The following is a 24022-nucleotide window of genomic DNA, read 5'->3' on the forward strand; positions in this document are numbered from 1 at the left end:
CAGCCAGCAGAATGCAGATCCTGCCACGCATCTGAGCCTTGCCCCTGGCCCCATCCCAGCCCCTGCTGCCAGGCCTGGCTAATCCCAGCGACCAACTTCTTGCCAACGGCGCCACCGTGGTCAGCCTGTCCTTGCCCGACTCGCCGCTGGTTTGCCTTGACTTTTGGTGTCGGGCAGGCAGCGTTTTTGAATCTTCCGCAGAAAGCGGCATGGCCCATTTTCTTGAACACATGGTGTTTAAGGGCAGCGAGCGGCTTGGGCCTGGTGAATTCGACCTTCGCATCGAGGCGATGGGTGGCAACAGCAATGCAGCCACCGGCTTCGACGACGTTCACTACCACGTTTTGATCCCACCGGAGGCGGCTGCAGACGCCCTCGACCTACTGCTTGATCTGGTGCTGCATCCCCGCCTCGATGCTGCAGCCTTCGACATGGAGAGGCAGGTGGTGCTCGAGGAGCTGGCCCAGAGCGAAGATCAGCCCGATGAAATCGCTCTGCAGCAGTTACTTCGACTTGGCTGCCCAAAGCACGCCTACGGCGAACCGATTCTGGGCCAGCGCGAACTGCTGCTTGAACAGACACCCGCTGCCATGGCCGCCTTCCATCGGCGTCTTTATGGCGCCAACCGTTGCGTGCTGGCCATGGGCGGCGCCCTCGAGCTGGAGACCCTGGCCGAACGTATCGACGCCAGTGGCCTGGCCCAATTGCCGCTGGTGGAGGAGCCCTGCCGCCGACCAGCCCTTCTGGTGCAGCCAGGGGAGCACCGGATCGAAGTGCCGCGCCTCGAATCGGCGCGCCTACTGATGCTCTGGGGTCTGCCTCCCGCCTCTCAATTGCACGACGTGATGGGCGCAGACCTTCTCACAACCGTGCTGGCCGAGGGGCGCCGCAGCCGCTTAGTGGAGAGGCTGCGAGAGCAACTGCGCATCGTGGAAAGTATTGATCTCGATCTGCACGTAATGGAGTTCGGCAGCTTTGCCCTGCTGGAGGCGATCTGCGAAACGGAAGAGCTGGCCTCCGTTCGCAAAGCGATTGATGCGGTCTGGTACGAGCTGTTTCAGGAGGGTATGGCTGAGGCTGAATGGCAGCGAGCCCAGCGCCTGGTGGCCAATGGCTACCGCTTTGGTTTAGAGGCCGCTGGCGGCGTGGCTGGCCTGATAGGCAACAGCCGCCTCTGGGGGCGCCACCACAGGTTGGAGCTGCCACTAGAAGAGATTGGTTGCTGGAGTGCGTCCGAATTGCTGCAGCAGGCCGTTCCCCTGCTGGATCCCAGCCGGGCCTGCGTGCTCGAGGCGGTACCGGCATGACCAGCACCAGCACCCATCCATCCTCGGCCAACTGGCAGCACACCAGTCTTCAGGGCGGCCTACCGCTGATCTGGCAGCGCCGGCCTGGACCGGCGATCGTGGCCTGCAGGCTGTGGATACGGGGAGGCAGCAGTCAGGATCTTCCTGGCCAGCGCGGTGCTGGTCAATTGCTGGCGGGCTTGATGACCCGCGGCTGCGGCAGCTATGGGCCAGAAGCCTTGGCCGACCTAGTGGAGGGTCGCGGGGCGGCCCTGCGTGCTGAAGCCGCCGAAGACTTCCTGGTGATCAGCCTCAAGTGCGCCAGCAGCGACACGAGCGAGCTGCTGCCCCTGTTGCTGTCAATGGCCAGGCAGCCCTGGCTCAGCCCTGACCAACTCGAGCTAGAGCGGGACCTGAACCTCCAAAGTCTGCAGCGCCAGCGGGAAGATCCGTTCCAGCTAGCCCACGACCAGCTGCGCCACATGCTCTACGGCGATGGGCCCTATGGCCACGATCCCCTCGGTGTAGATGGGGAATTAGCTGCCCTGCACACCGAACAGATAGGGGCGTTGGTGCCTGATCTCGGCCAGAACGGCGCCCTTTTGGTGGCCTGCGGCGATCTGGATGACGAGCTTCCCCAGCTGCTTAATCCCCTCCTGAATCAGTGCCCTTGGACTACGGCCCCGCCAAGCCCCGGCGCCGGACCGGGAGCAGCCTCCGGGCAGGAGCGCTTTGCCTGCTTAGATCAGGACATTGAGCAACTGGTACTGATGCTGGGTACCGCTACCGTTCCACTGGGCGATCCGGATGGGCTGGCCCTGAGGCTGCTTCAGGCCCACCTGGGCATGGGTATGTCTAGCCGCCTATTCGTCACCATGAGGGAGGAGCGGGGCCTGGCCTACGACGTTGGGGTTCACATGCCGGCGCGGCGCGGCGCAACGCCCTTTATCTGGCACCTCTCTACTTCCGCTGAGCGGGCAGAGGAGGCCACCACCGCTCTTCTGGAGGAGTGGCAACGAGTACTAGATCAGCCTTTGAGCCTGCCTGAGCTCGCTTTGGCTAAGGCCAAATACCGCGGCCAGGACGCCATGGGGCGCCAGACCTGCGGCCAGATCGCCGATCGTCAGGCACTGGTGCTGGGCCATGGCCTGGGCTGGAGTTACGTGGAGGACAGCCTGGAGCGGGCCCAGCAACTGGATGCAGGCACCTTGCTGGCGGCAGCTCGCCGCAGGCTTTCGGCTCCCTCCCTCAGCATCTGTGGTCCAGCGCCAGCCCTAGCCGCCGCAGAACAGGCCTGGCAACGCCACGATCTCAGTTCCTGATAGGCCGTGCCGATTGCCTGATTAAGGCGCGGCAGCTTGTAGTTGGTCAGCTTCCAGCAAAAATGTGCCGCGACGAAAGCGAACTGCCAGTTGATTGCGCGCCTTAATGGCCAGCACCTGACCCTGCTCATCGCTGTCCACCAGGTCTGGCGGACGCAACATCGGCATGGGATCAGCTGTTTTTAGATAGTTGGGCCGGCCCTTCAGCTGCACAGCATCTCCCACGGCAAAAGGGAGTTGCCCCACGGCGAAAGGCAGTGGCTCCAACGACTCGGCTCTTAGTGGCTCGTCCATAGCTTCTCTTGATGTCTAGAAGTTAGCGGCCCCATTGGCGCGACCCCCCAAAATGGGAGCCAGAAACGATGTGATCAGTTGAGGGCCCTAGCCACCTGGAGCGGCGCAATCGCCGGTCTGCTGCTGATCTTGGTAGGCGGGCTGATTCAGGCCGCCGCCCCGCTTCCGGCCGCCAGCGGCGGCTGGAACCTCACAACCCTTCCCATCACCTTGCAGGTGCCAGCCCTGCTGCTCACCGCCTTGGTCTGCGGCCCCCGCAGCGGCATGCTTGCAGCAGTTGCTTACCTGAGCCTGGGCCTCTTCCAACTGCCTGTGTTTCAGGGCGGGGGCGGTGCCGCCTACCTGTTGGATCCTGGCTTTGGTTATCTGGCTGGCTTTATCCCGGCGGCTTGGCTCGCCGGCAAGCTCGTGCGCCAGCAGGGCATGGACGACCTGCTTGGTTTATTTGGCGCCGCAGTGGTCGGGCTGGGCGTCCTGCAGGTCTGCGGCATAGCCAACCTGTTGCTGGGAGCACTGGCTGGCCGCTGGGGACAAAATCTTGGAATCCTGCTGTTCAGCTACAGCCTGGCGCCCCTGATACCCCAGTTGCTCCTTTGCTGCGCCGTAGCCCTGATGGCCCTGCTGCTGCGCCGTCTGCTGCTGGTGGAGTCATGAGACGGCTGCGCAACCTCGCCTTCGCCTGCGCTGCCTTGGTGTTGCTGCTTGACCAGCTCAGCAAGGCTCTAGCCGTCGCCAATCTGCCGCTAGGAAGCAGTTCAACTTTTCTACCGGGGCTCCTTTCACTGCAGCTTGTCCGCAACACTGGAGCTGCCTTCAGCCTGTTCAGTGGCAACCCCCAGTTACTCGGCCTTGTGAGCCTTCTTGTGTCCATTGGTGTGGCTGTCTGGATTCAGAGGCAGGGTCATTTGACCCTCACCCGGAGCCTTGGGATAGGGCTGCTGCTGGGGGGAGCGCTCGGCAACGGGCTTGATCGCTGGCGTCTTGGCTATGTGGTGGATTTTTTAGCCCTGGTGCCGGTTTCCTTCCCGGTGTTCAACCTGGCCGATGTGGCCATAAACCTGGCGGTGCTTTGCTTCGCCATCGAGCTGCTGGGTAACCATGGCCAAGCCGGCGTTTGAAGCCCTAGGCCGCCGTTGGCAGCGGTTCAGCCAGCCCGGGCAAGCCCAACTCCAGGTGCATATACCGGGCCAAGCCTCGCGCCTGGTGCCCCTGCACCCGGGCATCTACCGCATCGGGCGCGACAAAGACTGCCAAATTTGCGTTGACCATCCGGCGGTCAGCCGCCAGCACGCCCTGCTGGAGCGGCGCGGATCCCACTGGTTGCTAAGCGACGACAGCTCAACCAACGGCCTCTGGTGGCAGGGCAGGCGGGTGCAGCAGCTGTTGCTTCGCGACGGCGACAGCCTGCGCTTCGGCCCCAGCCAGGAGGCGGGACTGCCTGAGCTCGATTTTCAGATCCGTCCCCTGCCCCAGCTGCAAAGGTTGCTGCGGGCAACGAGCTTGATGCTTGCGGCGGCGGCCCTAGGCGGCCTGGGCCTGCAGGTCATCTCCGGCCTCCAGGTGCCCATACGCGGCAGCCTCGCCACGGTGAGAGGGCCGCTGGTGCTCTACGACCGGCAGGGCAAAGCAATCGCAACAGCCCAGGCCAAAGAGCATCGGGAGCTCAAAGCCTTGCAGGGCTATCCCCGGGTGTTGATCGATGCCCTGCTTGCCAGTGAAGACAGCCGCTTCTGGTGGCATCCTGGCGTCGACCCGGTTGGTACGGGCCGAGCCCTTGTTACCAACGTGCTCGGAGGACGGGTACTGGAGGGGGGCAGCACTCTCACCCAGCAACTGGCCCGCAGCTTGTACCCCGATCAGGTGGGTCAAGGTGAAACCCTGGGCCGTAAGTGGCGTGAGCTGCTGGTGGCGCTACAGCTTGAGGCCCGTTTCAGCAAGCGGGATCTGCTACTGAGCTACCTCAACCGGGTTTATCTAGCTGTTGGCTGGGGTTTTGAGGATGCCTCCCGCCACTATTTCGGTAAGCCCGCCAGCGACCTAAAGCTTGAGGAGGCCGCCCTACTGGTGGGCCTGCTTCCCTCGCCCAATGGCTACGACCCCTGCTTCGATCCCCAGGCGGCCCTGAGCTCCCGCAATGCCGTGCTCACCAAGATGGGAGATACGGGTCGAATCAGTGCCGATCAGGCCCGCAGCGGCCGCCGTAGCCCAATCCGGCTTTCGCCCCAGGCCTGCCGCAGCAGCACCTCCCTACGCGGAGTCCCCTTTTATTCAGATCAGGTGGGCCGCGACCTCGATCAGCTAGTGGGGGCAGAGGTGGCGGCCGAGGGCAATTTCCTGATCGATACCTATTTGGATCGCAACCTGCAGGAGCAGGTGGAACGGTTGCTGCGCCAACGACTTAGCGACAGCAAGTCGCTGGGGGTGGGGGAAGGGGCCGTGGTGGTGCTCGATTCGCGCACAGGCGGCATCCTTGCCCTTGCCGGCGGTCGCGACTACCGCCAGAGCCAGTTCAATCGAGCCACGATGGCCCTGCGCCAGCCAGGCAGCACCTTCAAGCTGATTCCCTACTTGGTCGCTCTCGAGCGGGGCGGCAAGCCCAGTGATCCAATCAGCTGCTCGCCATTGCGTTGGCGCGGTCAGAGCTTTAGCAGCGGTTGTGGTGGCAATTTGAGCCTGGTATCCGCCTTCGCCATCAGTAGCAACACGGCAGCGCTGCGTCTGGCCCAGCGGGTAGGTCTTGATGCAATGGTGCAGAAAGCCCGTGATCTTGGCTTCACCAGCCCCCTAGCGGCCGTGCCCGGATTGGCCCTTGGCCAGAGCGAGGTAACCCTGCTGGAACTCACAGCTGCCTACGCGGCGATCGCCAACGGTGGCGTTTGGCATTCCCCCAGCACAATTCGGCGCCTTACCGATGGAGAGGCATGTAGCGGCCAGTCATCAAACCAGTGCCGCCAGGCCAACGTACCTTCAACATCCCAGGCGGGACGCCGGGTAAGCAGCGAGGCGACGGCCCGCGCCATGCAGCAGTTGCTTCGAGCCGTGGTGCAGCGGGGTACGGGCCAGATGGCCAGTCTTGGCGGTCAGGAGGGTGGCAAAACCGGCACAACCAATGACAGACGCGATTTGCTCTTTGTGGGCTATGAACCCCAGCGCCATTGGGTGGTGGGTATCTGGTTGGGTAATGACGACAACAGCCCCAGTCGCGCCAGCAGCGCCTTGGCTGCAGGACTGTGGAGCGAGATCATCCGAGCAGCCAGATCCTGATGCCTGAGTTGTGAGCACTCGCACCCGCCTGTGGATGATCGCCGGCCTGGCTGTGCTGGCCCTGATCGCCGTTGGCGCCTTGCTGCAGGGGGTCAACAACCTCTACTGGCAACTGAGTTGGTATCTGCCGAGCTGGATCGTTCAGCCGCTGTTTGCCCTTGTTTTCGCTGGCTTCGTGCTGCTGCTGGTGCAACTGGCCTGGCCGTGGTTGCGGACCATTACCGGCAAGGCCAGGCCAGGAGCTGCTGCCAGCTTGCCGCCACCGGGTAACCGCCGGGAAGCGGCTGCCCAAAACCTGGCCGCCATCGATCAAACCCTCGATCGGGTGCGCGATGCGGTGGAGCGGGAAGCCCTGCGTCAAGAGCGGCAGCGCATGCAGGCCGAGCTGGAACGGGGCGATCTCGTGATTGTGCTTTTTGGTACGGGGTCTGCAGGCAAGACCTCTCTGATCCGGGCCCTGCTGCAGGAGCTGGTGGGCAAGGTGGGAGCTGCCATGGGATCCACCAGCGAAACCCAGCGCTATCGCCTGCGGCTGCGCAGCCTGCAGCGAGCCGTGGTTTTAGTCGACACGCCCGGCATCCTCGAAGCAGGTGCTGCTGGCCTTGAGAGGGAGCGGCTCGCCCGCGACCAGGCAAGCAAGGCGGACCTGCTCCTGCTCGTGGTGGACGGCGACCTGCGCGCCGCCGAGCTTGAGGTTTTTGAAGCCCTGGCTGGTCTGGGAAAGCGGTTGATGCTGGTGCTCAACAAGTGCGATCTGCGCGGCGAGCAGGAGGAGGCGCGCTTGCTGCAGCTACTGCGCCAACGCAGCCGCGACCACATTGCGGCCGAAGACGTGATCCCCGCAAGCGCGGCACCCCAGAGCGTGCCTATGCCAGGGGGGCGTCCTTTGCAGCCAGCTGCCGAGGTCGATGCCCTGTTACGCCGCATCGCGGCCGTGCTCCACGCCGATGGGGAAGAACTGATTGCCGACAACTTGCTGTTGCAGTGCCGGCGGCTCAGTGAGGCGAGCCGCTCCTTGCTGACCAGGCAGCGACGCAGCGACTGCGAGGTAATAGTTGATCGCTACATGTGGATAGGAGCCGGGGTGCTTGCCGTCACACCCCTACCTGGCCTGGACCTGCTCGGTGCCGCAGCTGTAAACGCCCAGATGGTGGTGGAGATCGCCCGTATTTATGGCATCAGCATGAGTCGCCAGAGTGCCCAGGATCTGGCCCTTTCCGTTGGACGCACCATGGCTGGCCTCGGGCTGGTGAAGGGGGGCGTCAGCTTGCTTAGTGCGGCCCTAAGCCTGAACGTACCTGCTCTGGTCGTGAGCCGTGCCATTCAGGCGGTCAGCGCTGCCTGGCTCACCCGGGTTGCGGGGCTGAGCTTCATCACCTACTTCGAGCGCGACCAAGACTGGGGCGACGGCGGTGTGCAGGAGGTTGTGCAGCAGCAATACGACCTCAGCCGACGCGACGGGGCCATGAGTCGCTTTCTTAAGGCCGCCTTCAGCCGGGTGGTGCAGCCGCTGCAGGCAAAGCAGAGGAGTTTGCCGCCAAGGCCTGGGTCCGACTGAGCGGCAGCTCGCCCATGGCCTCCGGTGGTGGTGGCTGCAGTGGTCCCCGGCTATCAAGCACCACGATCATGGCCAAATAAAGAACGCCGATAAATACCGAAATTGCGCCAGTCACGATCGCGACCCAGTGGCTGCGGCCTGAGGTCGTCACAGCAGGGGGTTCACTCAAGGGGGGGGTATCAGGATTCTTCATCGAGGCTGGCATGCACAACTCTGGCGAGGTTCTCGAGGTGGGCTGGCTTGGTGTGGGGGTTACCAAGCACTGCCTTGAGATGGTGGCGCCCGGCGTAGTGAGGGCGCGAAAGCATCAGCTGCTCCTGGAGCAGTCGCTGGCGAGTGCGATCGCTCCATACCTGGCTGTCGGCGGCATCAAGTTGCTGGGGGGTGAAGGCCAGCAGATGGAAGGAGCCACCGACCAGCTGCAGCCGCTCGTTGGGTGTCAGTAGGGCCTGAAGCTGGCGGCGACGCTGAATAGCCCCATCGAGCACCGCTTCGATGCCCACTAGGCCAAGCTGCCGCAAACCGAGCCAAAGCTTGAGAATTTCGGCGGGGCGGGTGCCCTGCAGGCCACTTTCACCGCCGTGGCTGCCGCCCCAGCTCGGCTCCATGTAGGGCAGTCCGGTGTGAAACGCCTCCGCCAGTGCCTGGGGGCGGGCCAGCAACAGCAGGGAGGACGTTTTGGTGATTCCCAGCAGTTTCTGGGGATTGATCGTGATCGAATCGGCTTGCTCCAGGCCAGCAACCCGATGGCGGTGGGCAGGCACCAGGCCGAACACGGCCCCGATAGCGCCATCCACATGCAGCCACAGGCCGCGCCGCTGGCAAATCCCAGCTATCGCACTGAGGGGGTCGACTGCCCCCCGAACAGTGGTGCCAGCGGTGGCAACTACCGCGATCACTGGCAGCCCAGCCCGCTCGAGTTGATCAAGCTCCACCTCCAAAGCGCTTGGATCTAGTCGGCCCTGGCTATCTACTGGCACCGGCCGCAGGGCCTCAGGCGGTAAGCCCATCACCGCCAGTGCTTTAGCGAGGGAGACATGGGCATCAATGCTTGCTACCACCACTGCCCGGCCATCTATGGCCAGACCCCGCTGGCGTCTCGCCACGACCAGAGCCATCAAGTTGGAAAGGGTGCCGCCGCTGGCGGCCACACCGCCACTACCCGCAGGCAGGCCTAGCTGCTCAGCCAGCCAGGCCGTGAGGCTGCGCTCTAGGCGGCTCAAGCTGGGGGACAATTCCTCAGCCAACATGTTGTTGTTGAGGCCGGCGCAGATCAAATCTGCAGCCACCGAGGCCGGCAGAGGCGGTGGGTCGAGATGGGCAAGGGCACCGGGGTGGTTGGGATTGAAGGCCCCATCCATCACCAGCTGCAGATCGGCGAGCAGCATCTCCGGAGCCAAACCGTGATCTTCCGGCTCCACCGGTGGCAAAACGCTCAAGCCTGGCAGTGGCGAGCGTTCGGCAGCGCTACCAAGCCAAACACAGAGCTGCCGTGAAGCCTGCTCTAAAAAGTCCTGCAGCCTGGGGTCTAGCTGCTCCGGACTGGCGAAGGGCAGGGGCTGGCTGGCCCGCGGGGCAGGGGGGGCGCTAGCCAACGAACACCGATCGGATCAAGCCATTCTCACCTGTGGAGGTGGGCTACAAGTGGGTTTGTGCTGGGGCAGCAAGCAGTGGATCCTTCCCTACTCATGGGCCCACTAGGGCCCCAGCTGCAGCGCCAGTGGATGCAACTGCTGCTGCGCCACGCAGAGCGGGCCGGAAACCAGGGCGAAATTCCCGTCGCCGCTGTGGTGCTCGATGAAAGGGGACGCTGCATCGGCTGGGGCAGCAATCGGCGCGAACAACACAGCGATCCCCTTGGCCACGCCGAACTGGTGGCCCTTGGCCAGGCGGCCCGCTTGCGCGGCGACTGGCGATTTAATGGCTGCACCTTGCTGGTGAGCCTGGAACCTTGTCCCATGTGTGCCGGTGCCTTGGTCCAAGCCCGCATGGGAACGGTCATTTTTGGCGCTAGGGATCCGAAGAGGGGCGCCCTCGGCAGTTGCCTTGACTTAGCCAGCAATCCCAGTGCCCATCACCACATGACCGTGATCGGAGGGGTTTTGGGCGAAGAGGCCAGCGGTCTGCTGGCGAGCTGGTTTAGGCGGCGACGGCAGCAGGGGCAACTGCGGGCCTGAAGGCCGGCAGCTCGGTTTCAAACAGGTTGAGCAGTAGGTCGACGTTTTCAGGCTGGCTGTTGTAACCCATCAAGCCGATCCGCCAAACCTTGCCCGCCAGCGCTCCCAAGCCTCCACCTACCTCAATGCCATGTTTGGTGAGCAGGTGCTGGGAGAAGGCTTTGCCGTCAACTCCTGCGGGGATTCGCACCGTGGTGAGGGTGGGTAGGCGCAGTGCTGCTGGGGCATGCAGCTCGAGCCCCAGGGCTTCGAGACCAGCCCATAGGAGCTCGGAATTGCTGCGGTGACGGGCCCAGGCTGCCTCCAGCCCCTCCTCGGCCAGCAGGCGCAGGGCTTCGCGCATGCCGAAATTCATATTGACTGGCGCCGTGTGGTGGTACACCCGATCGCTGCCCCAGTACTGATTCAGCAGGGTGACGTCCAGGTACCAGTTGGGGACTTTGCCGGCCCGGGCCATCATTTTTGCTTCGGCTCGCGGGCCCATGGTGAAGGGACCCAGTCCAGGAGGACAGCTGAGGCCTTTCTGGCTGCAGCTGTAGGCCAGATCTACCTTCCATTCATCGAGGTAGAGGGGCACCGCACCAAGGGAAGTGACGGTATCAAGCAAGAGCAGGCAGTCGTGCTGACGGCAGAGATCGCCTATGCCCTCCATGGGCTGGCAGATCCCGGTCGATGTTTCGGCGTGGACGATGGCCAGGATTTTGGGCCGATGGGTGGCTACGGCGTTCTCGAGTTCAGCAAGACTGAAAGCTTCCCCCCAGGGCTTCTCAATCGTCACAACATTTGCCCGGTAGCGACCGGCCATGTCGGCCAGACGTAGGCCGAAATAGCCCTTCACGGCCACCAAAACGGTGTCTCCAGGCTCAATTGTGTTGGCCAGGCTGGCTTCCATGGCCGCACTGCCGGTGCCGCTCATTGGAATGGTGAGGCGGTTGTCTGTCTGCCAGGCGTAGCGGAGCAGCTCCTGCACCTCACCCATCAGCTCGACGTAGAGGGGGTCGAGGTGACCAATCGGCATTCGGGCCAGGGCCTGAAGCACGGTGGGATGGGCATTGGAGGGGCCAGGACCGAGCAGCAGACGATCTGGCGTAGCTATTGGGGCCAGCGTGCGGCGATGGGCTGAATTAACTGGTGGCAGCACGGGCAGGGGAACCAAGACCAGGATGGAGCGGGTAAATCGAGCCTAAGCAACAATCCCGGGGCCTAACGGGCCCGCAGATTGGTGGCACCAAGACCACGGCAGAGATGGTCAAAGGGGGCCCGAACCACTGCCGCGGATGCCACACCGGCGTCGAGCAGCATCTCGCAGATCACATCAGCCATCAAGGCAATGCTGCGCACGGTGGGGCCGCTCGGCACGCCAAGGCTCTTATAGGTGTCGTCGAGACCATTCAGCACCCGCTCGTTGAGGATCGATGCGTCGTCGGCGATCAGGGCATAGCTGGCGTAACGCAGGAAGTAATCCATGTCCCGCAGGCAAGCCGAAAGGCGCCTTGTGGTGTATGCGTTGCCACCGGGCAGGATCAGCTCGGGATCAGCAAGCCAGAGGCGCTGGGACGCCTCGCGCACGATGGCTGCAGCCTCACGGTTGATCAGCTCCACCGCAGCCAGGCGCACGCTGGATTCGGAGTAGTAAGTGCTGATGCGGTCGATCGCATCGCGGTCTAAGTAGCGGCCGAGCTGGTCATAACGGCCAATCAGACCAGTGATGGCATCGCGCATGGCGGAATCAAATCGACGCACCTGCATTGAAAACTAGCACTCACATTCCGCCAAATCCCAGGCCAGGGGTGGGTTCTGGGGAAGTTGACAGAAACGGTTACGCAATCCTCGCCGGCAGTTTGGTTACGGGCGATACCAATTAGCGTCCAGCCGATCCGTACGGTCCGGCGACGCCGCAACCGGTCGGCACCCATTCTTCTTGTTCGTAATGGCCCAAACAGCCCAAGACGTCCTCCGTCAGATCCATGAGGAGGGAATCGAGCTGATCGACCTCAAGTTTGTCGACTTGCATGGCAAGTGGCAGCACCTGACGGTCTGCCGCGACCTGATCGACGAGGCCTCCTTCACCGATGGCGTTGCCTTTGACGGCTCCTCGATTCGGGGCTGGAAGGCGATCAACGAATCGGACATGGCGATGGTGCCAGACCCCAACACCGCCTGGATCGATCCCTTTTACAGCCACAAAACCCTAAGCCTGATCTGCTCGATCCAGGAGCCCCGCAGTGGCAAGCCCTATGGCCGTTGCCCCCGGGCCTTGGCCCAGAAAGCCCTCAACTATCTCGGTTCCACCGGTATCGCCGACACCGCCTACTTCGGACCGGAACCTGAATTCTTTGTCTTCGACGACGTCCGCTACAGCTCAGGCAGCGGTAGCAGCTTCTACAGCGTCGATTCAGTTGAAGCTCCTTGGAATAGCGCGCGCCTCGAGGAGGGTGGCAACCTTGCCTACAAGATTCAGTTGAAGGAGGGCTACTTCCCTGTCGCCCCCAACGACACCCTTCAAGACATGCGCACGGAGATGTTGCTCACCATGGGCAGCCTGGGCGTGCCGATCGAGAAGCAGCACCACGAGGTGGCAACAGCCCAGCATGAGCTGGGTATCAAGTTTGCCGAGCTGATCAGCGCAGCCGACAACGTGATGATCTACAAATACGTAGTGCGCAACGTTGCCCGTAAGTACGGCAAGACGGCCACCTTCATGCCCAAACCCGTGTTCGCCGATAACGGCAGTGGCATGCACGTGCACCAGAGCCTCTGGAGAGGTGGCAATCCCCTGTTTTTCGGCGAAGGCACCTACGCCAACCTTTCCCAGACTGCCCGTTGGTACATCGGAGGGCTGCTGAAGCACGCCCCCAGTTTCCTTGCCTTCACCAATCCCACCACCAACAGCTACAAGCGATTGGTGCCAGGCTTCGAGGCTCCGGTGAACCTGGTTTATTCCCAGGGCAATCGTTCCGCCGCGGTTCGCATTCCGCTCACGGGGCCGAGCCCCAAGGCCAAGCGCCTGGAATTCCGCTCCGGCGATGCCCTGTCCAACCCCTACCTCGGCTTCGCGGCAATGTTGATGGCAGGCATCGATGGCATCAAGAACCAAATCGACCCGGGCGATGGCACCGATGTTGATCTGTTCGAGCTCTCGCCAGAGGAATTGGCCCGCATCTCCACTGTGCCGGCCTCACTCAATGGTGCCCTTGAGGCCCTCGATGCAGACAAGGATTACCTGCTAGCTGGTGGCGTCTTCACCGAAGACTTCATCAACAACTGGATAACCCTTAAATATGAGGAAGTGCAGCAGCTACGCCAGCGACCCCACCCCCACGAGTTCGTGATGTACTACGACGCTTGATAAGGCACCATGCAACGACGCCTGCTGGCTAAGACGCCGGTGGGCAATAGCGCAGGTGGGCGATAGCGCTTGCCTGCATTTGCTTTTCGCGGGCCTGGCGCCTAGCCCAGGCCTGGAGCTGATGCAGGGCGTCCCCGGCGGGGTTGGGATCGTGGTGCTGGGTTATCTGGGCCAGCTCGGCTCCATGGAGGCGGTTGTCGCGTGCGTGCAACAGGCTCCAGGTTTGAAATTCAGGATCGGCATGCTGGCTCTGCAGGCGGGCAATGGTCATGGCGCGCTCCCCTCTCTCTGGATCCAGTCTGCAGCTGTTTTGGTAGCGGTTGCTACTAAACAGCTAGAGCTTCACAGCTCTTCAGCAATCGCGGTGTCAGTTCAAATTCGCTGAAATGGACGCAAGCCATTGCCTAGCCATGCCCGATCAGCTCACAAAGTTGGCCTACCAAACCATGCAGCAGGGCAGGGCGCTGCTTGGGGTCACCCATAAGGAGGTGAGCACCAGGCTTATGGGGTTGCTTGCTCCAGATGGCACCCCCAAAACCGTGCCAATGCCGCCTGAGTTGCTGGGCAGTCTCAGGCAGGCCATGGATTCATTGCACGAGCGCGACTGGCAGGAAGCAGAACAGGGCCTTTACCCCCCATCCCTGCTGTTCGATGCCCCCTGGCTTGATTGGGCGAGTCGGTATCCAATGGTGTGGCTCGATATGCCCAGCACATGGAATCGCCGCCGGGAGCGCAATGTTCGCGATTTGCCTAGCAGTGTTGATCTAGATATTTATCCCGACTATTACCTTCAAAATTTTCATCACCAGACTGACGGCTACCTAAGCGACCGCTCCGCGGCGCTCTACGACCTGCAGGTGGAAATTCTGTTTAATGGCACTGCCGACCCAATGCGGCGGCGGATGCTTGCTCCCTTGCTGAGGGGTATCAAAGCCTTCGCGGATCGGCCAGCCGGCCAGGTGCGCGTGCTCGACCTTGCCACCGGCACCGGTCGCACCCTGCGTCAAATCAGGGCGGCTTTACCCAAAGCTCAGCTGGTGGGATTGGATCTTTCCAGTGCCTACCTGCGCCAGGCCAATAAATGGCTTAGTCAGCTGCCCGGTGAACTTCCCCAGCTAACCCAAGGCAACGCAGAGGCACTGCCCTTTGCTGACGCAAGCTTTCAAGCCGTCACCTGCGTTTTTCTTTTCCACGAGCTGCCGGGGAAGGCACGCCAGAACGTGATTAATCAGGCCTACCGGGTGTTGGAGCCTGGAGGGGTTGTGGTCATTGCCGACTCCGTACAACTGGCTGATTCACCCCAATTCAGTGCCGTAATGGAGAACTTCCGGCGGGTTTTCCATGAGCCCTATTACCGCGATTACATCTCAGATGACATCGGAGCTCGTCTTGCCCAGCCTGGCTTTGATGGCATCACAGCCCAAAGCCATTTCATGACTCGGGTCTGGACGGCCCGCAAACCTCGCTAACGCTTCAGAATCCAGGCCAGGAGCAGACCGGCGGTGGCCCAGCGCAGCCCACGCCAAAACAACACCTCCTGGCGATAGGCGGGGGCTAGCTGCTCGGGCAGGGGATCAAGCAATCTCTGGGTTAGCTCAAGGCGCTGGCGTTGCCGCCGCTGATTGACCCCGGAGCTTTTAGCCGTCAAGGATGCCTGGGTGAGCAGCCCATCCAGCAGGTGCAGTAGGCGAATTGGTTGGCGCACCGAGTGGTGGCCCAATGGTCGCGTCGGCATGGCCAGCTCCCAACGAGGCGTTACAGGCTTCAGGATGGAACCTTGAGCCTGTAGCCGTCCAGTGCAAACCCCGTTGTCCAAGCAGAAACGAAGCTGGCCAGAAGGCTCCTTAGAGGTGGCTGTCGCTTTGCAGCGACATCTGGCCATAGGCGACCGGGAATGGCACGCCTTCAAGTCCCAACGCCCCCGGCGCGGCGCTGAGCAGCTTGCTGCAGCCCTGGTGCTGCTGCTTAGGGGTGATGATCCCGGGGCACCTCAATCCTCAGACGCCCGCCGCCAGGCCATCGAGTTGGTTGAGCATGGGCTCGGCTGGCTCAAGTCTGAGTTGAGCGATCCTGGTTGCCCCAGCCACCGACCGGGACCAGCAACGAAGCTCGCTGCCGACTGACTGCCAGTTGCAACCGGTTGCCACGGTTACTCCAGCGCACGTCGTCGAAGCAGTGATGAATCAAAAACAGCCCGCGACCACCTGCAGCATCTAGCTGCTCAGGCAGGCTGGTGCTGCGAGCTGCTGGTGGCACCCCGGCTCCCTCGTCCTGCACTTGCCACACCAGCCAGTTGGGGGTTTCAATGCGCCGCACTCTCAAGCATTTGGCCGGGTCGCACCCGTTGCCATGGCGGACCGCATTGACCAGTGCTTCTTGCAGGCCAAGCTGCACCTGGCCTTGAAGCTGCAGGCAGCGAATGGGCTCAATCAACAGTTCCAACAGCGGTGCTAGCTGCAGCGTTGAAGGCGTGATGAAGTCCGACCAGCGCAGGGCCATCGGGCTGAGATACGCAGGTGCCGTTTTGACCATACGCCGCTGCCTGCACCCTTGCTCAGGGCCTGATCCGCTGTTGCAGAGCTGGGTGGTTGAGCAGGGCATCCATCAGCCGCACACCGCGCAGTTGATTGACAAGGGGCATGTGGCCCTCAGGGGCCTCAATGGACCACTGAAAGGAGCCGGGATAGCGGGTCCAGCGGCCTGCCTCCTTCCAGGCCAACTTGGGCCAGAGCAGCTCCCAGCGGCCATTACAACTGCGTAGCAACTTGCCCTGCACCGAGAAGCCAAAACGGCCGCGTGAAAAACAGACCCAGAGCCGATCGAGGCTGTCTAGGTCGGCGGAGGCTATCGGCGGCACCTCGCTGTAGTACACATACCCGCGGCGGATGGCTTCTGGGCCGGCGAGCTCCCGCAGCAAGCGGCTGGTGATTCGATCGGCTTCCTCAAACTGCTGAGCCATCAAGGCCCGTTGCAGGGGCGCGTAGTCCAGGCCACGGGCCGACACGGTGGCAAGCCAGCCGTCGGGGTAGCGGGCCAGAAACTCTTCGCGCAGCCCATCCTGTTCATCGAGCAGGAGCTGAATTAAGAAACCAGCTGCCCAGTCATCTCCGGTGGCATCAACACCGGCCAGATGGTCTGGAATTAAGTGCCGCAAAATATGGCGCTGCTGCTGCAGGGTTGCCAGCAGAGCACGCCTTTGACGGGGATTGCCTGCTTGAAAGCTCTCAAGCAGGGCCCCAGGGCTGGTGCCGGTAGTGGCGGTGACCGGAGGTCCGGAAAGCATGGAAATGGAAGCCGAGCCTGAAGCAGTGCCAGCGTGACCCACTATGTCAGCTGAGATCTTCAACAGTGATGCCGGGCCCCTGCCCTCCCCAAGGTGTGAACGAATTCCTGGCGGCTAAGGGGCCGATCGTTGACGTGCGCAGCCCTGGGGAGTTTAAACAGGGTCATGTGCCCGGAGCGGCCAACCTGCCTCTGTTTAGCAACGAGGAGCGAGCCCAAGTTGGCACTGTCTACAAGCAGCAGGGACGGCAGCTTGCCGTGCAACTGGGCCTTGAACTGGTTGGCCTGAAGTTGCCATCCCTTGCCCAGGCCCTATTGGAGCTTGCTGAAGCAGACAAGCCCCTGCGCCTGCACTGCTGGCGAGGTGGCATGCGCTCAGGCAGCATGGGTTGGCTGGCCAGCACCCTCGAGCTGCCCGTTTTGCTGTTGGAAGGCGGCTACAAGGCCTACCGCCGCTGGGTGTTGGACTGTTTTGAGTCCGCCTGGCCCCTACTCGTGCTCGGCGGTCGCACCGGCACGGGCAAAACCGACCTGTTGTATGCCCTTCGCCGAAGAGGGCAGGCGGTCGTTGATCTGGAGGGATTAGCCAATCACCGAGGCAGCAGTTTCGGCGGCTTGGGCCAACCCCCGCAACCGAGCACGGAGCACTACGAGAACCTACTGGCTGCAAGCCTTACGGCCAGCGCCGGCCAGGCACCGATCTGGCTAGAGGCCGAAAGCGCCCAAGTCGGTCGCTGCCGTATACCCGCGGGCTTGTGGCGCCAAATGGGTGAGGCGCCGGCTGTTGAGATCCAACGTCCTATGGCGGAGCGGGTTGAGCAACTGGTTGCGGTATACGGCAATCAAGGGGAGGAGTCCTTGCGCCTCGCCACCGAACGCATCGCCCGGCGGCTTGGCCCCCAGCGCACGGCAACAGCTCTGGAGGCGATCGCCTCTCAAGACTGGGCTACTGCCTGCCGGCAGATGCTCGACTACTACGACCGGTGCTACGACAACGAGCTCAGCAGGCGAGCTAAACCCCTGTTGGCCAGCTTCGATTTGGGCGGACTAGACCCCGATGCAGCTGCAGCTGAATTGCTGAAACCAGCTCCCTGGTGGGAGCAGGTCTGTGGGGAGTCAGTTAAGGCGGGCTCCTAGGATTGATTTTTGTCCCCCTCTTGCCATGGGCGCCGCCATTCAGTTCTTCCGTGGGGTGGATGAGCCGGTCGTGCCCGACATCCGCCTCACCCGCTCGCGGGACGGCCGTACCGGCCAGGCCCTTTTCGTATTCGACGAGCCCGATGCCCTTGCTCCCGAAAGCATGGGCGACATTACCGGCATGTTTCTGGTGGATGAGGAAGGCGAGCTGGTGACCCGTGAAGTGAAGGCCCGCTTCGTCAACGGCAAGGCCAGCGCCTTGGAGTGCACCTTCACCTGGAAGAGCACGGAGGATTTCGATCGCTTCATGCGCTTCGCCCAGCGCTACGCCGACAGCCACGACCTGGGCTTCTCGGGTAATAAAGATGATGATCAGCCCGAGCAGGACGAGGCCTGAGCCCTTGAAATTCGGCCAGTGGTTAGGCCTGTTGGCATTGGTGGCATCTCTGGTGCTGCTTTGGAGCTTGCGTCAGAGCCTGATTTACCTGTTTGCCGCCGTGGTGTTGGCTATGGCCCTGTGCACCCTGGTGGGATCGATCCGCTCCCGGCTCGGGTGCTCCAGGCCGCTGGCTCTCCTGCTCAGCTTGGGCACGGTACTTCTGGTGTTGGCCGTGGCTGCCACCGTGGTGATCCCCCCTTTTGTTGACCAATTCAGCCAGTTGCTCGGCAAGTTGCCGGCAGCAGCCGAAACCCTGTTGGATCTCTTGAGAAATGGTCTAGCGCAGGTTTCTCAAATGATTTATGGCAGCGGGGATGGTGGCCTGTCCTGGCTGCGAGATGGGCTGGTTGGTAGCGACGCTGGTGGTACCCCAGGCCTCTCTCCCCGCCTGAGCAGCAGCTTGGGCGGCGGCGCCCTGCGCCTGCTTGGGCTTGCAGGTGGAGTTGGCACCGGCCTGCTGCAGATCCTGTTTGTAGTTGCCGTTGCTGTGATGGTGGCTGTTCAGCCAACTGCCTACCTAGAGGTGGGTGTGCTGCTAGTGCCATCTTTTTACCGGCGCCGCTTCCGTCAGGTTTTGATGCAATGCGGAGATGCCCTAAGTGCCTGGATGGTGGGGGTGTTAATCAGCTCACTTTGCGTCGGCATCCTGGCGGCTATCGGCTTGAGTTTGCTCGGGGTGAAGTTGGTGGCAGCAAACGCCTTGCTTGCAGGCCTGCTAAACATCATTCCCAACATTGGACCAACCCTAAGCACGGTTTTTCCTATGTCCGTGGCCCTATTAGATGCTCCCTGGAAAGCAGCAGCGGTGCTAGCGCTTTATGTCGCTGTTCAAAACCTGGAGAGCTATCTAATTACACCTTCGGTGATGCATCACCAGCTCAAGCTGCTGCCTGGCTTCACCCTCACGGCCCAGCTCCTGTTCACGGTTGTGTTCGGACCGCTGGGGCTGCTGCTGGCCTTGCCGTTAGCGGTTTGCCTGCAGGTGATGGTGCGCGAACTACTGATTCACGACATCCTGGACCCATGGAAACGTCTGCGCCTGACAGGCTGACGCAATGAACGGCCGCACAGTGCTTGGAGCACTAGCCCTGATTGTTATCGGGCTGCTCACTTGGGAATTGCGCTGGGTGCTGCTTGTGCTGTTCGGTGCCGTAGTGCTGGCTGTCGCCCTTGACGTACCGATCACCCTGCTGCGACGCCTCCTGCCTCTGAATCGCCCAGCCGCCTTAATTGTGGTGCTGGTTTCACTGGTGTTGCTCGGCGGCGTGCTGGGCCAGCTGTTGCTACCTGAGCTGCTGGAGCAGATCAAACAATTGACCACCCTTTTGCCTGTCTTGGCTTTGCGGCTGAGCAGCCTGGCCCGCCAGGTGGATTGGCTGCCTGATCTGGAGCAGCAGTTGATGGCGCTTGGTACATGGGAGCGGCTCCAGCCCCTAGGCGGCCAGCTGCTTGGCCTGGCCGGCGGCGCCGCAAACACCACTATCCAGATGTTGTTGATGGCCTTACTGGCGATTCTTCTGGCCCTGGATCCTCGCAGTCATCAAAAGGTGATTGTTTCCCTTACTCCCAGCTTCTGGCGCCCCCAGATGAAACATCTGCTGGGTGAATCCCGCCAGGCTCTAGGTGGCTGGCTAGCTGGCATGACCCTTTCTGCCGTGAGCGTGTTTCTGCTCACCTGGGCCGGGCTAGCCCTGTTGGGAGTGCCGTTGGCCCTATTGAGCTCCCTTGTTTGCGGCCTGCTTACCTTCGTGCCCACGATTGGCCCCACCGCTGCCACCTTGCTGCCCCTGGCGGTGGGGTTGCTGGTATCACCAGCAAAAATGCTGCAGGTGCTAGTGCTGCGGCTGATTTTGCAGAACGCTGAAGCCTTTTTGCTTACGCCTGTTTTGCTACGGCGAACCGTCAATTTGCTGCCCACCGTCGCACTCACTGCCCAGCTATGCCTGGGAGCTCTGCTTGGGCTGCCAGGAGTGCTACTTGCCTTGCCCTTAGTGGTTGTGCTGCAAGTTCTCTTTGAAGAAGTATTGGTAAAGGAAGTGATGGATCACTGGGATTGATCACTCTTAGTGTTCAATTGGAATGCCCACTGGAATTATTGTTATGGCCTTTGGCGGTAGTGATGCAATAGCGATGGCAACAACAACAGCACTGCGGTAGCCAGGAGATGATTGCGAACCGCTGCCGCCAAGGAAGACAAGGTGAAGTTGTCTGCTAGTAGCTGCAGCTCGACTCGCAGATCTAGAAGAGCAAGCAGAGCTAGCAAGATGGGCACAATGGAGATTCTCAGGCTGCGGCGGCCCAGCCTTTCAAGATGAGCAGAGTTCTGATTAGCGACGGGACAATACCGGTAACAAAGTGGGGGCCACACCAATGCTGGACCAGCTGCCCACGGCAATACCGATGGCCAACGCCACCGAGAACCAGAACAAGCTGCTGCCCCCGAAGAAAATCAGACCCAGCAGTGGCAATAGGGTGGTCAAAGAGGTGTAGAGGGAGCGGGTCAAGGTTGCATCCACCGCCACATCCACCTGCTGCTGAAGCGGTAAGTGGGCCAGGCTGGTCTTCTGCTCGCGAATCCTGTCGAATACCACCACGGTGTCGGTGACCGAATAACCAGCCACAGTGATCAAGGAAACAGCAAACAGAGAATCGACCTCAATGCCCGCCACTAGTCCCAACCAGGCAAACACCCCGCAAGTGATCAACACGTCATGGGCCAGGCAAAGCAATGCAAGGAAGGCGAATAGCAAGTCGTAGCGGACGGCGATGTAGAGGGAGATAGCCGCAAAGCTCACCAGCAGAGAAATCAGGCTGCCCTGCAGAAGCTGAGCCCCGAGCGTTGGACCGATGGTATTCACCGATGTGCCTGCGGGGTCCAGGGGACCAACGGTGACTGAAATAGCTGCAATCACGGCGTTGCTCTGGGTTGGACTCAGGGCTGGCAGCCGAATCACCAGGGAGCGTCCCTGGTCGAGCACCTGAACAGCAGTCCCAGTCAAGCGGGGCGGGGCATCTCCTGCCTGGGGGGGCAAGGTGACACCGGCCAGTTGCAACTGAACCTGTGCAGCGGTGATGGCGGAGCAGGCAGGAGCGGGACAGCGCCGTTCGATCTGAATCTGGGTGCCGCCAGTGAAATCAAGACCCGGCTTCAAGGGGGAGGCAATTGCCGGGTTGAGCAAGCAGAGCAGCAATCCCAGCAGACTAAATAGACAGGCCAGGCCCGAGACCCACCAGGCCAGCTTGCGATAGCGGCTGATGCGAAAACGGGGGGTTGGTGCTGTGGTTGTAGACACGGAACTGGACATCAGGATTTGGCACCCAGGGGCAACTGGGCATGGGGCAGGAAATAGATGGTGCGACGCAGGGCCGGATAGCTCATCAAGACCCGAATCAAGCTGCGGGTGCAAGTAAGTGAGGTGAAGAGGCTTAGCAGCAGACCGATGGCGAGGGTCACGGCAAACCCCTTAACAAGGCCGGTGCCAAGCGCGAACAGCGCTGCACAGCTGATCAAACCGGTGACGTGGCCATCCACGATCGAGGACAAGGCCAGGGAAAACCCAGTATCGATAGAGCGAATTAGGGTATTTCCTGCTCGCAGCTCCTCCTTGATGCGCTCGAAGATCAGCACGTTGGCATCAACAGCCATGCCGATCGAAAGGATGAACCCAGCAATCCCCGGCAGGCTGAGAGTGACTGGAATCAGGCTATAGACAGCCAGGTTGAACAGTGCGTAGAGGCTCAGTGCCACCACCGCCACGATGCCCGGCAGCCGGTAGGTCACGGCCATGAACACCGCTACTAGGGCCAAACCGGATAGAGACGCTACCAAGCTGGTGCGGATGTTCTCGGCCCCCAGCGAGGGACCGACCGTGCGGACCTCCACCACTTTGATCGGAAGGGGCAAGGAGCCACCCCGCAGTTGCACCTCCAGGTCACGGGACTCTTCGGCGCTGAAATTGCCGGTGATGCTGGCTGATCCGCCAGAGATGCCGGCAACCTTGAACTCAGGGCCAACACTGGCCTCGCTGATGGAACGGCCATCCAGGACAATCCCAAGCAAACGTCTCGTGCCGGCGATCGACTTGGTCAGGGCAGCGAACTTGTCACCTCCCTCCCGGTTGAACGAAAGGGTCACATCCCATCCTGAGCCCGTTTGTTGCTGTTGGCGCCCGGCTGTGGTGAGATCCTTGCCGGTGAGTGTGGCAGGTTCGTAGAGGGCGACGATCTTGCTGTTTACGGTGCTCAACAACAAATCGAGCTGGTCACTTTCACTGCTGCCGGCGGGCACGCTGAGGCCTAGCTTCTGCATAGCCTGGGCAAGATCCTCAGCCTTGAGTTGAATCTCGGGAGGTGGGCTCTGACGATCTGAGGCCGCCGCTGCTCGAGCACGTTTCTGGTTGAGCACGGACTGCACCTGACGCTTCAGCTGCAACAAACCCTGCATCTCCTGCTCAGTACCTGGCTTCTGGGCCCGGAACTCCAACAGGGCCGTGGTTCCTAGTACTTTTGCGGCCCGGCTTGGGTCCTGTTCTCCTGGGAGCTGAAGTACCAGTTGGTCTTCACCAACGGTCTGGAGAGTGGACTCGGCAACGCCCAGGCCATTGATGCGCCGCTCCAGCACCTCCTTGACCGCCTCTAGTTGTTCTTTCTGAACTCTCTTGACAGCACCGGCAGGAAGCACCTCCAGGGTGAGCTGGCTGCCGCCACGCAGATCCAGTCCCAGCTGCAAAGGAAAGTTGAAGAGCAAGGCCCCGGCCGCAATTGCCAAGGCAAGGATCAGGGCAAACCACCCCTGTTGACGAACCATATCTAGATCTTTCCTGCGACGAGCTGCTGGGCCGCATCAACAATCTGATGGGGCTGAATGATCGTCAGGTTTTCCAGGGCACCGTTGTAGGGAGTGGGGATGTCCTGGGAAGACAACCGAATCGGCCGGGCATCAAGCTCATCAAAACAATTTTCCGTAATTAAGGCGAGCAATTCAGCCCCGATGCCGCCTGTCTTCATACATTCCTCCACCACAATCACCTTGTGAGTTTTGCGAATCGAGGCGGATATGGTCTCCATATCAAAGGGCTTAAGGCTGATTAGATCAATCAGCTCCACGCTCACCCCAGCATCCTCCAACTGCTCGACAGCCTTGAGACAGTGATGACGCATGCGTGAGTAGGTGAGAATCGTGACATCCGATCCAGCCTTCACAACCTCGGCCTGGTCAAGGGCACAGATGTAATCACCTTCTGGAATATCTTCCGAAAGGTTGTACAGCAGCACGTGCTCGAAAAAGAGCACGGGGTTGTTGTCGCGGATCGCTGCCTTCATCAAGCCTTTGGCATTGGTGGGAGTGCTCACCGCCACAATTTTGATACCGGGTACGGCGTGGAAATAGGCCTCAAGTCGCTGGCTGTGCTCAGCGCCCAGCTGGCGACCAACCCCGCCAGGCCCCCGCACGACAGTGGGAATGGTGTAATTACCGCCGCTGGTGTAACGCAGCATCCCCATGTTGTTGGAGATTTGGTTGAAGGCAAGCAGCAGGAAGCCCATATTCATGCCTTCGACGATTGGGCGCAGCCCCGTCATGGCCGCACCAACCGCCATACCAGCAAAAGAGTTTTCGGCGATCGGGGTGTCCAGCACCCGCAGCTCACCATATTTCTCGTAGAGATCCTTGGTGACCTTGTAAGAGCCGCCGTATTGGCCGACATCCTCACCCATCACGCAGACGTAAGGATCTCTAGCCATCTCCTCGTCGATGGCTTCCCGAAGGGCATTGAACAGCAGCGTCTCTGCCACGTCTGGGCTTGCACCATTTAGCTGCCAACCTATCTCAGCCGCCGGCGGCGAAGGTTGAGAGCAGCAACACCGAAAGCAGCATGCCGGGGAGCAGCAGCGTTACCAGCAAACCCAGATCGTG

Annotated in this window: 25 protein-coding genes; 14 read left to right on the forward strand and 11 right to left on the reverse strand. The window is 61.5% G+C overall.

From position 1 onward, the window contains the following. The first annotated feature begins 38 nt into the window (after positions 1 to 38). Positions 39 to 1307, forward strand: coding sequence for a M16 family metallopeptidase (locus KBY72_RS00560; protein WP_254959943.1), 1269 nt, complete (start codon positions 39 to 41; stop codon positions 1305 to 1307). Further along, positions 1304 to 2608: a M16 family metallopeptidase gene (locus KBY72_RS00565; RefSeq protein WP_254959942.1), complete on the forward strand. Its 1305-nt coding sequence runs from the start codon at positions 1304 to 1306 to the stop codon at positions 2606 to 2608. Before KBY72_RS00560 ends, KBY72_RS00565 begins: the two co-directional genes overlap by 4 nt. 21 nt (positions 2609 to 2629) lie before the next feature. On the opposite strand, the gene KBY72_RS00570 is transcribed toward KBY72_RS00565, so the two are convergent. Next, positions 2630 to 2875, reverse strand: coding sequence for an NAD(P)H dehydrogenase assembly family protein (locus tag KBY72_RS00570; RefSeq protein WP_254992925.1), 246 nt, complete (start codon positions 2873 to 2875; stop codon positions 2630 to 2632). Positions 2876 to 2980: 105 nt separating this feature from the next. Between KBY72_RS00570 and KBY72_RS00575 the strand changes: the two genes are divergently transcribed. Genes KBY72_RS00575 through KBY72_RS00590 form a run of 4 tightly spaced genes read left to right on the forward strand, consistent with a single transcriptional unit; the run spans position 2981 to position 7724 of the window. Further along, positions 2981 to 3556, forward strand: a complete 576-nt coding sequence (locus KBY72_RS00575; protein WP_254959940.1) for a biotin transporter BioY — start codon at positions 2981 to 2983, stop codon at positions 3554 to 3556. Further along, positions 3553 to 4020 carry a signal peptidase II gene (lspA, locus tag KBY72_RS00580; protein WP_254959939.1) on the forward strand — a complete coding sequence of 156 codons (468 nt, stop codon included), beginning with the start codon at positions 3553 to 3555 and terminating at the stop codon, positions 4018 to 4020. Before KBY72_RS00575 ends, lspA begins: the two co-directional genes overlap by 4 nt. Continuing rightward, positions 4001 to 6166, forward strand: coding sequence for a transglycosylase domain-containing protein (locus KBY72_RS00585; RefSeq protein WP_254959938.1), 2166 nt, complete (start codon positions 4001 to 4003; stop codon positions 6164 to 6166). The genes lspA and KBY72_RS00585 overlap by 20 nt, the downstream gene beginning before the upstream one ends. Positions 6167 to 6176: 10 nt before the next feature. Further along, positions 6177 to 7724 carry a DUF697 domain-containing protein gene (locus KBY72_RS00590; protein ID WP_409995471.1) on the forward strand — a complete coding sequence of 516 codons (1548 nt, stop codon included), beginning with the start codon at positions 6177 to 6179 and terminating at the stop codon, positions 7722 to 7724. Between the two features lie 179 nt (positions 7725 to 7903). Here the strand turns inward: KBY72_RS00590 and KBY72_RS00595 are convergent, their stop codons facing one another. Beyond that, entirely contained in the window at positions 7904 to 9319 is a 1416-nt protein-coding gene (locus KBY72_RS00595; protein WP_254959937.1) for a pyridoxal phosphate-dependent decarboxylase family protein, read from the reverse strand. A 93-nt stretch (positions 9320 to 9412) separates the two neighbouring features. Between KBY72_RS00595 and KBY72_RS00600 the strand changes: the two genes are divergently transcribed. After that, complete coding sequence (locus tag KBY72_RS00600; protein WP_254959936.1) at positions 9413 to 9901, forward strand: nucleoside deaminase; 489 nt, start codon at positions 9413 to 9415, stop codon at positions 9899 to 9901. On the opposite strand, the gene KBY72_RS00605 is transcribed toward KBY72_RS00600, so the two are convergent. Then, the gene (locus KBY72_RS00605; RefSeq protein ID WP_396121801.1) at positions 9864 to 11057 is read right to left on the reverse strand and encodes a pyridoxal-phosphate-dependent aminotransferase family protein; all 1194 of its coding nucleotides are present in this window, start codon (positions 11055 to 11057) and stop codon (positions 9864 to 9866) included. The genes KBY72_RS00600 and KBY72_RS00605 overlap by 38 nt on opposite strands. 47 nt (positions 11058 to 11104) lie before the next feature. Beyond that, positions 11105 to 11623: an allophycocyanin subunit beta gene (locus KBY72_RS00610; protein WP_254960000.1), complete on the reverse strand. Its 519-nt coding sequence runs from the start codon at positions 11621 to 11623 to the stop codon at positions 11105 to 11107. 208 nt (positions 11624 to 11831) lie between these two features. Here KBY72_RS00610 and glnA point away from each other — a divergent pair, with 208 nt between their 5' ends. Then, the gene (gene glnA / locus KBY72_RS00615; protein ID WP_254959935.1) at positions 11832 to 13250 is read left to right on the forward strand and encodes a type I glutamate--ammonia ligase; all 1419 of its coding nucleotides are present in this window, start codon (positions 11832 to 11834) and stop codon (positions 13248 to 13250) included. Positions 13251 to 13278: 28 nt separating this feature from the next. Here the strand turns inward: glnA and KBY72_RS00620 are convergent, their stop codons facing one another. After that, on the reverse strand, positions 13279 to 13521 hold the full coding sequence (locus tag KBY72_RS00620; RefSeq protein WP_254941094.1) for a hypothetical protein: 243 nt from the start codon (positions 13519 to 13521) through the stop codon (positions 13279 to 13281). Positions 13522 to 13660: 139 nt separating this feature from the next. Between KBY72_RS00620 and KBY72_RS00625 the strand changes: the two genes are divergently transcribed. Beyond that, the gene (locus KBY72_RS00625; RefSeq protein WP_254959933.1) at positions 13661 to 14719 is read left to right on the forward strand and encodes a class I SAM-dependent methyltransferase; all 1059 of its coding nucleotides are present in this window, start codon (positions 13661 to 13663) and stop codon (positions 14717 to 14719) included. Here the strand turns inward: KBY72_RS00625 and KBY72_RS00630 are convergent. Then, complete coding sequence (locus KBY72_RS00630; RefSeq protein WP_254959932.1) at positions 14716 to 14985, reverse strand: hypothetical protein; 270 nt, start codon at positions 14983 to 14985, stop codon at positions 14716 to 14718. The two genes, KBY72_RS00625 and KBY72_RS00630, sit on opposite strands and share 4 nt — an antisense overlap. A 115-nt stretch (positions 14986 to 15100) precedes the next feature. Between KBY72_RS00630 and KBY72_RS00635 the strand changes: the two genes are divergently transcribed. Next, a complete protein-coding gene (locus KBY72_RS00635) occupies positions 15101 to 15373 on the forward strand; it encodes a DUF6439 family protein (protein WP_315859510.1) in 273 nt (90 codons plus the stop codon). Here the strand turns inward: KBY72_RS00635 and KBY72_RS00640 are convergent. Continuing rightward, on the reverse strand, positions 15300 to 15782 hold the full coding sequence (locus KBY72_RS00640) for an ATP-binding protein (protein WP_254992926.1): 483 nt from the start codon (positions 15780 to 15782) through the stop codon (positions 15300 to 15302). The two genes, KBY72_RS00635 and KBY72_RS00640, sit on opposite strands and share 74 nt — an antisense overlap. Before the next feature lie 22 nt (positions 15783 to 15804). Then, the gene (locus tag KBY72_RS00645) at positions 15805 to 16533 is read right to left on the reverse strand and encodes a GUN4 domain-containing protein (protein WP_254959930.1); all 729 of its coding nucleotides are present in this window, start codon (positions 16531 to 16533) and stop codon (positions 15805 to 15807) included. A 68-nt stretch (positions 16534 to 16601) separates the two neighbouring features. Between KBY72_RS00645 and mnmH the strand changes: the two genes are divergently transcribed. The 4 genes from mnmH to KBY72_RS00665 are packed head-to-tail and all read left to right on the forward strand — an operon-like array spanning position 16602 to position 20165. Beyond that, the gene (mnmH, locus tag KBY72_RS00650; RefSeq protein ID WP_254959929.1) at positions 16602 to 17669 is read left to right on the forward strand and encodes a tRNA 2-selenouridine(34) synthase MnmH; all 1068 of its coding nucleotides are present in this window, start codon (positions 16602 to 16604) and stop codon (positions 17667 to 17669) included. A 25-nt stretch (positions 17670 to 17694) separates the two neighbouring features. Beyond that, positions 17695 to 18066 carry a photosystem II reaction center protein Psb28 gene (gene psb28, locus KBY72_RS00655; RefSeq protein WP_106501844.1) on the forward strand — a complete coding sequence of 124 codons (372 nt, stop codon included), beginning with the start codon at positions 17695 to 17697 and terminating at the stop codon, positions 18064 to 18066. A 4-nt stretch (positions 18067 to 18070) separates the two neighbouring features. After that, entirely contained in the window at positions 18071 to 19159 is a 1089-nt protein-coding gene (locus tag KBY72_RS00660; protein WP_254992927.1) for an AI-2E family transporter, read from the forward strand. 4 nt (positions 19160 to 19163) lie between these two features. After that, complete coding sequence (locus KBY72_RS00665; RefSeq protein WP_254959927.1) at positions 19164 to 20165, forward strand: AI-2E family transporter; 1002 nt, start codon at positions 19164 to 19166, stop codon at positions 20163 to 20165. Positions 20166 to 20435: 270 nt separating this feature from the next. On the opposite strand, the gene secF is transcribed toward KBY72_RS00665, so the two are convergent. Genes secF through KBY72_RS00685 form a run of 3 tightly spaced genes read right to left on the reverse strand, consistent with a single transcriptional unit; the run spans position 20436 to position 23901 of the window. After that, positions 20436 to 21413 carry a protein translocase subunit SecF gene (gene secF, locus KBY72_RS00675; RefSeq protein ID WP_254959926.1) on the reverse strand — a complete coding sequence of 326 codons (978 nt, stop codon included), beginning with the start codon at positions 21411 to 21413 and terminating at the stop codon, positions 20436 to 20438. Further along, complete coding sequence (gene secD / locus KBY72_RS00680) at positions 21413 to 22915, reverse strand: protein translocase subunit SecD (protein WP_254959925.1); 1503 nt, start codon at positions 22913 to 22915, stop codon at positions 21413 to 21415. Before secD ends, secF begins: the two co-directional genes overlap by 1 nt. A gap of 2 nt (positions 22916 to 22917) precedes the next feature. Continuing rightward, on the reverse strand, positions 22918 to 23901 hold the full coding sequence (locus tag KBY72_RS00685; RefSeq protein WP_254992928.1) for a pyruvate dehydrogenase complex E1 component subunit beta: 984 nt from the start codon (positions 23899 to 23901) through the stop codon (positions 22918 to 22920). Positions 23902 to 24022 lie beyond the last annotated feature (121 nt).

This window comes from Cyanobium sp. BA5m-21 (assembly GCF_024346235.1).
In the GTDB taxonomy this organism is placed as follows: Bacteria; Cyanobacteriota; Cyanobacteriia; order PCC-6307; family Cyanobiaceae; genus Cyanobium_A; species Cyanobium_A usitatum.